Annotated in this window: 7 protein-coding genes and 1 pseudogene; 3 read left to right on the top strand and 5 right to left on the bottom strand. The window is 72.7% G+C overall.

Annotated elements, in window-relative coordinates:
* Positions 1-93 precede the first annotated feature (93 nt).
* The 4 genes from pimB to AC2VOR_RS16535 all read right to left on the bottom strand — a co-directional run bounded on the left by pimB (position 94) and on the right by AC2VOR_RS16535 (position 3,732).
* Positions 94-1,236, bottom strand: coding sequence for a GDP-mannose-dependent alpha-(1-6)-phosphatidylinositol monomannoside mannosyltransferase (pimB, locus tag AC2VOR_RS16550; RefSeq protein ID WP_369738293.1), 1,143 nt, complete (start codon positions 1,234-1,236; stop codon positions 94-96).
* 40 nt (positions 1,237-1,276) lie between these two features.
* The gene (locus AC2VOR_RS16545) at positions 1,277-2,089 is read right to left on the bottom strand and encodes a DUF4157 domain-containing protein (protein ID WP_369741544.1); all 813 of its coding nucleotides are present in this window, start codon (positions 2,087-2,089) and stop codon (positions 1,277-1,279) included.
* A gap of 49 nt (positions 2,090-2,138) precedes the next feature.
* Positions 2,139-3,290, bottom strand: coding sequence for a peptidoglycan hydrolase RipC (gene ripC, locus AC2VOR_RS16540; protein WP_369738292.1), 1,152 nt, complete (start codon positions 3,288-3,290; stop codon positions 2,139-2,141).
* A gap of 187 nt (positions 3,291-3,477) precedes the next feature.
* On the bottom strand, positions 3,478-3,732 hold the full coding sequence (locus tag AC2VOR_RS16535) for a hypothetical protein (protein ID WP_369741543.1): 255 nt from the start codon (positions 3,730-3,732) through the stop codon (positions 3,478-3,480).
* A 155-nt stretch (positions 3,733-3,887) separates the two neighbouring features.
* Between AC2VOR_RS16535 and AC2VOR_RS16530 the strand changes: the two are divergent.
* Positions 3,888-5,717: pseudogene (locus AC2VOR_RS16530) on the top strand (DEDD exonuclease domain-containing protein); the annotation flags it as partial.
* Here the strand turns inward: AC2VOR_RS16530 and trpD are convergent.
* A complete protein-coding gene (gene trpD / locus AC2VOR_RS16525; RefSeq protein ID WP_369738291.1) occupies positions 5,655-6,734 on the bottom strand; it encodes an anthranilate phosphoribosyltransferase in 1,080 nt (359 codons plus the stop codon). The pseudogene AC2VOR_RS16530 and the gene trpD sit on opposite strands and share 63 nt — an antisense overlap.
* A 151-nt stretch (positions 6,735-6,885) precedes the next feature.
* Between trpD and ctaE the strand changes: the two genes are divergently transcribed.
* Both ctaE and qcrC read left to right on the top strand, forming a co-directional pair.
* Positions 6,886-7,497 carry an aa3-type cytochrome oxidase subunit III gene (gene ctaE / locus AC2VOR_RS16520; protein ID WP_369738290.1) on the top strand — a complete coding sequence of 204 codons (612 nt, stop codon included), beginning with the start codon at positions 6,886-6,888 and terminating at the stop codon, positions 7,495-7,497.
* Positions 7,494-8,369: cytochrome bc1 complex diheme cytochrome c subunit (gene qcrC / locus AC2VOR_RS16515; RefSeq protein WP_486964138.1), on the top strand; the 876-nt coding region annotated here is incomplete at its 3' end. The genes ctaE and qcrC, both read left to right, overlap by 4 nt.

Genomic DNA, 8,369 nt, shown 5'->3' with positions numbered 1-8,369 from the left:
GTCCCGAAGAAGCCCTCGACTGCGCCTGTGGCCTCTACCTCGGCGACCCCACCGCATGGCAACAACCCCCGACGAATTAACGGGCAAGACCACTTAGCCGCGGAGCAGGCCGGCCAGCCGCGCGGCCAGCGTGTCCCAGCGCCACTGCGCCATCACCCACTCGCGGCCGGCCGCGCCCATGGCCGCGGCGCGATCGCGGTCGGCCAGCAACCTGGCGACGGCCGCGGCGACCTCGTCCACCGAGCGGCCGTCGACCACGAAGCCGGTCTTGTTGTGCTGCACGGCTTCCGGGGCTCCGCCGGACCGACCGGCGATGACCGGCACGCCGGTCGCCGACGCCTCGAGGAATACGATGCCCAGCCCCTCGACGTCCATGCCGGCGCCGCGCGTGCGGCACGGCATCGCGAAGACGTCGGCCAGGGCGTGGTGCGCGGCCAGCTCGGCCGCCGGCACGCCGCCGGTGAACGTCACGTGCTCGGCGACCCCGCAGTCGCGGGCCAGCCTGCGCAGCGCGTCGGAGTGCGGGCCGCCGCCGACGATCACCAGCGCCGCGCCGTCGACGCGCCGACGGACCGAAGGCAGCGCCTTGATCAGCGTGTCCTGGCCCTTGCGGGGCACCAGCCGCGACAGGCACACCACGGTCGGCCGCTCACCGAGCCGGTAGCGGTCGCGCAGCTCGGCGCGGGCGGCCGCGTCGGGCCGGAACCGGTCGGTGTCCACCCCGGGCGGCAGGTACTCCAGCGAGGCGTTCGGCCCGAAGGCCGGGGCGAACCGGGAGCGGGTGTAGCGGCTGACAAACGTCACGACGTCGGTGTCGTCGCCGATGCGGCGCAGCACCGACCGGGCCACCGGGAGCATCGACCAGCCCACCTCGTGGCCGTGGGTGCTGGCCAGCACGCGGGTCGCCCCGGCGCCGCGGGCCCGCGACGCCAGCAGGGCCAGCGGGGCGGCGGCCCCGAACCAGACGGTGTCGATGCCGTGGTCGCCGATCAGCCGGCGCATCCGGGCATCGACCGCCGGCCCCGGCAGCATCAACGTGCCGGGATGGCGCACCACGCGGTAGCCGGTGGCCGCGGCCGCCTCGTCGAAGGCGTCGGCGCCTTTCCATTGCGGCGCGTATACGGTCACGGAGTGCGACCCGGCGCCGGCCAGCCGGCCGACGAACTCGACCAGATACGACTGGATACCGCCCGGCCGCGGCGGAAAGTCGTTGGTCACCAGCAGGACCCGGCTCACAGTGCGACAGGCTAGCGTGCCGGTCGCCCAGGCCTGCGCGCTACTGCGCCAGCCACCGCCGCCAGCGGCCGAGTAGCTGCGCCGGCTCGGTGCCCAGAACGTCGCGGACGGCGGTCGGCAGGTCGGTGTGTCCCACGCCGCAGGCGGCCACGTAGAACGCGCGCAGCGTCGCCGTCCCGTAGCTGTCGGCGACGAACCGGGCGAACCACCACGCACGGTCGTAGGCCGACGAGCGCTGCGGCCCCGGCGCGTCCAAGTCGGCGTCCGAGGGCAGCGCCGCCGTCCCGGCCGCGGCGCCGGCGGGCACCGGGGTGATCGGCCGGGCAACGAAGTCGGCGACGCCCTCGGTCAGCCACCGCGGCGCGTCCAGGGCGGTGTCGGGACGGGCGGCGTAATGAAAGAGCTCGTGCGCCAACACGATCCGCAGTGCGGGTTCGCTCATACCGGCAGCGCCCGGGGCGAACACGATCCGCTCGCCGAGCGCCACCCGGCGGGCCGCGTCGACGCGGTCCGCGACCGTCACCGCGGCGATGTCGGCCCACTGCGCCGCCGGTCCCCCGCCGGCGGCGGCGCGGAACTGTGCGTCGGAGCCGGCGGCCACCACCTCGACGTCGGGCGGCCACTCCGCGCCCCAGAACGCCTCCACCCGCCGCACCGCGGCGCCGACGTCCGACGCGACCCGCGACAGCAGGCGCTTGTCGGGGCCGAGCAGCCGGACGGTTCGGTCACCGACGACCACAGCCGCCGCTGCGGCCACCGGGTGGTCGGTGGGGCGCACCGGCGTGTCGGGATGCGGACGAAGCGGCAGGGCTGAGGCCACGACCGCCTCGGCGACGAATACCCACGCCAGCAGTGTCGAAAGGCGCCGACGCCGCGGGGCATCGGGGTGCGCCGCGGGGCGCCTAGTAGCGGCGGGCGTCGTGGATCGGGCCCGCGGCATTCATCGGCACCACGCGCACAGGCTGGCCGTAGGTGGAGGAATGGATCACCATGCCGTCGCCGACGTAGATGCCGCTGTGTGACGCGTCGTTATAAAAGGTGATGACGTCGCCGGGTTGCAGGTCCGACACCGCCACCGGCTGACCGCCCTGGGCCTGCGCCTGGCTGGAGTGCGGCAGCGAGATGCCGGCCTGCTGGAAGGCCCACATCACCAGCCCGGAACAGTCGAACCCGCCGGGGCCGGCGCCGCCCCACACATACGGCGAACCGACCTGCGTCAGCGCCGCCTGCACCACGTTGGCACGGTCACCGCCACCGCCACCGCCGGGAGCCGGGGCAGCCCAGCCAAAGGGCGCCGGAGGCCCACCGGGCCTCTGGCCGTCACCAGGGGGGGTGCCCGGCGGCGCCGCGTCCGGCGCGGGGGCGCCCGGCGCGGGCGCGCCTTCCGGGACCGGCCCGGGGTTTGCCAGCGCGGTGCGCTGATCGGCCGTCAGGGCGAGGTACTGCGACTTGACGACGGCGATCTGCACCTGCAGCTGACTCTGCTTGGACTGCAGGCCGGCCCGGACCGCGGCGGCCTGTTCGGCCGCGCTCTTCGCCTGGGCCTCGGACTTGGCCGACTCCCGCTCCGCGTTGGCGGCCTGCTGGCCGGCGAAGCGGTAACTGGCCATCTGGTTGGTCATCTGGGTAGCCATGATCCGCTGCATGCCCAGCTTGTCGATCAGTCCCTGCGGCGATCCCGCGGTCAGCATGGCTTCCATGCCGTCGACGCGGCCACCCATGTACGTCGCGGCAGCCAGCTTGTCGACCGCGTGCTGGAATCCGGCCAGGCGGGCCTTCGCCGCGTCGGCGGCGGCCTGGTCGTCCGCGTGCTTGCGCTCCGCCTCGCGCTGGGCCGCCAGCTTGTCGTTCAGGTCGAGCTGGGCACTGTGCATCGCCTCGGTGGTCTGCTCGGCCCGCCGCGACAGCTCGGTGAGTTTGGCCAGCGCGTCCTGGGCAGGGTCGGCGGCCACATTTGCTGCGAAAACGCCGGAAAACACGATGAAGCCCGCTAACGTACCCACCAGACAACGTGTTAGACCCCGCGCAATCGGGTACCCGACGTCAAAGCTCAAGATTGTGCATCCTCGAACGGCCTTCGGCGACCGACGGCCGCCGAGCTGGTTTAGGTCTCAAACAGGTTACGAAACGATAAAGGCGTTTGTCCAAAGTCATCAATTAAGAAATTAGAAAGATTTCTGTCATTTCTCTGTGAGTGACGGCGGGTTGGCCGCGCCCCGAAGTGTATGCGGCGCAGGGCGGTTAAGCCACACCGGCCCCGCGGGCGCGTCGGATCGGCACCAGGCGCAGCCGTGGCGCCAGCCCCGCGTCGGCGAGAACCTCCAGGGCGGCGCGCTCGTCCTGCAGCAGGGTCTCGGGCACCCCGAGCAGCACGCTCACCACGCAATCGCGGCAACCGGGCCCGCGGACCGCGCAGTCGTCGCAGTCGATCACCACCGGTTCGGACGTTTCGGTCCCCGCCCCGCCTGGGCTGTCGGGTCCGCTGATTCGTGTCATCGGGTCGATCCTCTCGGTCTGGTTGTCGACGATCCCCGTGTCCGGGCTAGCCCGCACGCTAACCGCGGGCACCGACATCGCCCCGCCGCCGCCCCCGACCGGCCCGCGGCGTGGCGAGCCGCCGGTGTCGGTGGTCCTGCCTAACGTGGCAAGCCATGGGTGCAGGTGGCGCGGCTCAACTGAGTTTCGCCGACGTGGGGACGCCGTGCACGGCCGACGAAATGCCTTTGCGCGAAACGACTTTCGTCGTGGTGGACCTCGAAACCACCGGAGGTCGCAGCCGCGGCACGGACACGGCGCCGCCCGACGCGATCACCGAGATCGGGGCGGTCAAGGTCCGCGGCGGCGTTGTGCTCGGCGAGTTCGCCACGCTGGTCGACCCGCAGCGCAGCATCCCGCCGCAGATCGTCCAGCTCACCGGCATCACCACGGCGATGGTGGGCGACGCCCCGACCATCGATGCCGTCCTGCCGATGTTCCTCGAGTTTGCCGGGAGCGCGGTGCTCGTCGCCCACAACGCTGGGTTCGACATCGGGTTCCTGCGCGCGGCGGCCGAGCGCTGCCACATCGCCTGGCCCCGGCCGCAGGTGCTGTGCACCGTTCGGCTGGCCCGCCGGGTGCTCGGTCGCGAGGAGGCGCCCAGCGTGCGGTTGGGCGCCCTGGCGCAGCTGTTCGCCGTCGCGGCCCAGCCCACCCACCGCGCCCTCGACGACGCCCGCGCCACCGTCGAGGTGCTGCACGCGCTGATCGAGCGGGTGGGCAACCAGGGCGTGCACACCTACGCCGACCTGCGCTCCTATCTGCCCGACGTGACGCCCGCGCAGCGCAGCAAGCGGGTCCTCGCGGATCACCTGCCGCGCCGGCCTGGGGTCTACCTGTTCCGCGGGCCGGCGGCCGAGGTGCTCTATGTCGGCACCGCGGTCGACCTGCGCCGCCGGGTGCGCCAGTACTTCACCGGCGCCGACCCCCGCGGCCGGATGAAGGAGATGGTCTCCCTGGCCACCACGGTCGAGCACGTCGAGTGCGCGCACGCGCTCGAGGCCGGCGTGCGGGAACTGCGCATGCTGGCCGCCCACGCGCCGCCGTACAACCGCCGGTCGAGGTTCCCGCAGCGCTGGTGGTGGCTGGCCCTGACCGACGAGGCGTTCCCCCGGCTGGCGGTGGTTCGCGCCCCCCGACACGACCGCGCCGTCGGGCCGTTTCGCTCCCGATCCGACGCCGCCGACACCGGTGACCTGCTCGCCCGCTTCACGGGCCTGCGAACTTGCACCACCCGGCTGGGGCGCTCCGCGTTGCACGGGCCCGCGTGCCCCGAGGCCGAGGTGTCGCCGTGCCCGGCCGCGCGCGACGTCACGGCCGCCCGGTACGCGGCGGCGGTGGCGCGCGTGACGGCCCTGATCGACGGCCAGGACAACGCCGCCCTGGCCGCGGCGGTCGACCAGGTCACCACGCTGGCCGGGCGCCGCCACTACGAGAGCGCGGCGCGCCTGCGCGACCGCACCGCCACCGCCGTCGAAACCCTGTGGCGCGGCCAGCGGCTGCGTGCCCTGGCCGCGCTGCCGGAGCTGATCGCGGCGGCGCCCGACGGCGAGGGCGGATATCACCTCGTGGTCATCCGCCACGGCCAGCTCGCCGCCGCCGGCAGCGCCCGGCGCGGGGTGCCGCCGATGCCCGTGGTCGACGCCATTTGCGCTGCCGCCCAAACGATCCTGCCGGCCCCGGCCCCGCTGGGCGGCGCGCTCGTCGAGGAGACCGCCCTGATCGCGCGCTGGCTGGCCGGCGCCGGGGCGCGCATCGTGCGGGTCGGCGACCCCGAGGCCGACGGCTGGGCGTCCCCGCTGCGGTCGGCCGGCGCCTGGGCGGCGTGGGCGGCCTCGGCGCGCTCCGCCCGGCTGGCCTGCAAGCAAGCGGGCGCCGCCGACTCAGAGTTCGCGACCGAACCGCACCCATCGCGCGAGCAGCTGTTCGGCCGCGCCCGAGTCGATGGCGGCGGCGGCCCGCCGCAGCCCGTCCTCCCACGCCGGCAGCCATTCGGCGCGGCTGGATAGCCCGGCGTGCGCGACGATCGCCCCGGCGGCGTTGAGCACGACCGCGTCGCGCACCGGCCCCCCGGCGCCGGCCAGCACCGCGCGCACCTCCGCGGCGTTGGCCCGGGCGTCGCCGCCCAGCAATTCGTCGAGCTCGGCGCGGGCGAACCCGAAACCGGCCGGGTCGAACGTCAGCTTGTCCACCGTCCCGGCCTGCACCCGCCAGATCGTGCTGGTGGTCGTCGTGGTCAGCTCGTCGAGCCCGTCGTCGCCGTGCACCACCAGCACGCTGCACCGGCGCGCGGCGAACACCCCCGCCATCACCTCGGCGAGATCGGCGAACGCGCAGCCGATCAGGCCGGCCCGGGGTGACGCCGGATTCGTCAGCGGCCCGAGGAGGTTGAAGACGGTCGGCACACCGATCTCGCGCCGCACGGCCGAGGCGTGCCGGTACGACGGGTGAAACACCGGGGCGAAGCAGAACCCGATCCCGACGTCGGTGAGGCAGCGCGCCACCTGGTCTGGTTCGAGGTCGATGCGCACCCCGAGCGCCTCGAGGGTGTCGGCGCCCCCGGACAGCGACGACGACGCCCGGTTGCCGTGCTTGACTACCGGCACGCCGGCGGCCGCGACCACGATCGCGGCCATGGTGGACAGGTTGACGGTGCTGACCCCGTCGCCGCCGGTGCCCACGATGTCGAGGGCACCGGCGGGAACGACGCCCTCGGGCATCGGGCGCGCGTGACTCAGCATCGCCTCGGCCAGCTCGCCGACTTCCGCCGCGGTGGGCACCTTCATCGTCATCGCCACGGCGAACGCCGCGATCTGGGCGGGCGTCGCGGCGCCGGCCATGATCTGGTCCATGGCCCAGGCCGCCTGGCCCCGCGCCAGCGCGTGCCCGCCCGTCAACCGGGCCAGCACCTGCCGCCACGACGCCGCCGGCCCGGCGGCGGGCGTCTCGGGTGGCACGGGCACGCGCCGATGGTCCCACGCTCGGCGGCCGCGCCCCACGACACCCCCGACAGGCCCCCCGAGAAGTGCCGAACCGCAGCGGACGCGACGCGCGGCACCCCGAATTGCCGCCCCGGGTGGAGTTCGACAACTACAAAGCGTCATACTTGCGGATGTGACCAGCGCTGCCGGGACCTCAGGTACTGCCATCACCTCGCGGATTCATTCGCTGAACCGACCGAACATGGTCAGTGTCGGCACCATAGTGTGGCTTTCCAGTGAGCTGATGTTCTTTGCTGGCCTGTTCGCGATGTACTTCACAGCGCGCTCGCAGGCCGGCGGGAAGTGGCCGCCGCCGCCGACCGAGCTGAATCTGTACCAGGCCGTCCCGGTGACGCTGGTGCTGATCGCCTCGTCGTTCACCTGCCAGATGGGGGTGTTCGCGGCCGAACGCGGCGACGTCTTCGGCCTGCGCCGCTGGTACGTGATCACGTTCTTGATGGGGCTGTTCTTCGTCCTCGGCCAGGGCTACGAGTACTACCACCTGATTACCCACGGCACGACCATCCCCGGCAGCGCCTACGGCACCGTCTTCTATCTGTGCACCGGCTTCCACGGGTTGCACGTCACGGGCGGTCTGATCGCCTTCATCTTTCTGCTGGCCCGCACGACGATGAGCAAGTTCACGCCCGCGCAGGCGACGGCGAGCATCGTCGTCTCCTACTACTGGCATTTCGTCGACATCGTGTGGATCGCGCTGTTCACCGTCATCTATTTCATTCGATGAGCCGGCTCGGGACGAAGAGGAGTGAGCGGTTGAAGAATCTGCGGGTCACCCGGTCCGGTGGCCGCAAGCCACGTAACCAGCGCAGTGATCGCGCGCGGCGGCGGCTGCGCCGGCGCCTGTCGGGCGGCCTGCTGCTGCTGATAGCGCTGACGATCGCCGGCGGGCTGGCCGCCGTACTGACGCCCACGCCACAGGTGGCCGTCGCCGACGAATCGTCCTCGGCGCTGCTGCGCACCGGCAAGCAGCTGTTCGACACCTCCTGTGTGTCCTGCCACGGTGCGAACCTGCAGGGTGTGAACCAGCACGGGCCCAGCCTGATCGGGGTCGGCGAGGAGGCCGTGTACTTCCAGGTATCCACCGGCCGCATGCCCGCCATGCGGGGCGAGGCCCAGGCGCCGCGCAAGGAGCCGATCTTCGACGAGTCGCAGATCGAGGCGATCGGCGCCTTCGTGCAGGCCAACGGCGGCGGCCCGACCGTGGTCCGCAACCCCGACGGCAGCCTGGCGATGCAGTCGCTGCGCGGTAACGACGTCGGCCGCGGCGGCGACCTGTTCCGGCTCAACTGCTCCTCGTGCCACAACTTCACCGGCAAGGGCGGGGCGCTGTCGTCGGGCAAGTACGCACCCGACCTGGGCGACGCCAACGAACAGCAGATCCTAGCCGCGATGCGCACCGGTCCGCAGAACATGCCCAAGTTCTCCGACCGTCAGCTGTCCTTCGACAACAAGAAGGACATCATCGCGTACGTGAAGTCGGTCTCCGAGGAGCGCCAGCCGGGCGGCTACGGCCTCGGCGGCTTCGGACCCGCACCCGAGGGCATGGCGATGTGGATCATCGGGATGGTCGCCGCCATCGGGCTGGCACTGTGGATT

The sequence above is a fragment of the Mycobacterium sp. TH-M103 genome, assembly GCF_057473785.1.
Note: the sequence above shows the minus strand (reverse complement) of the source record. Positions and strands in the feature narration are given on the sequence as shown.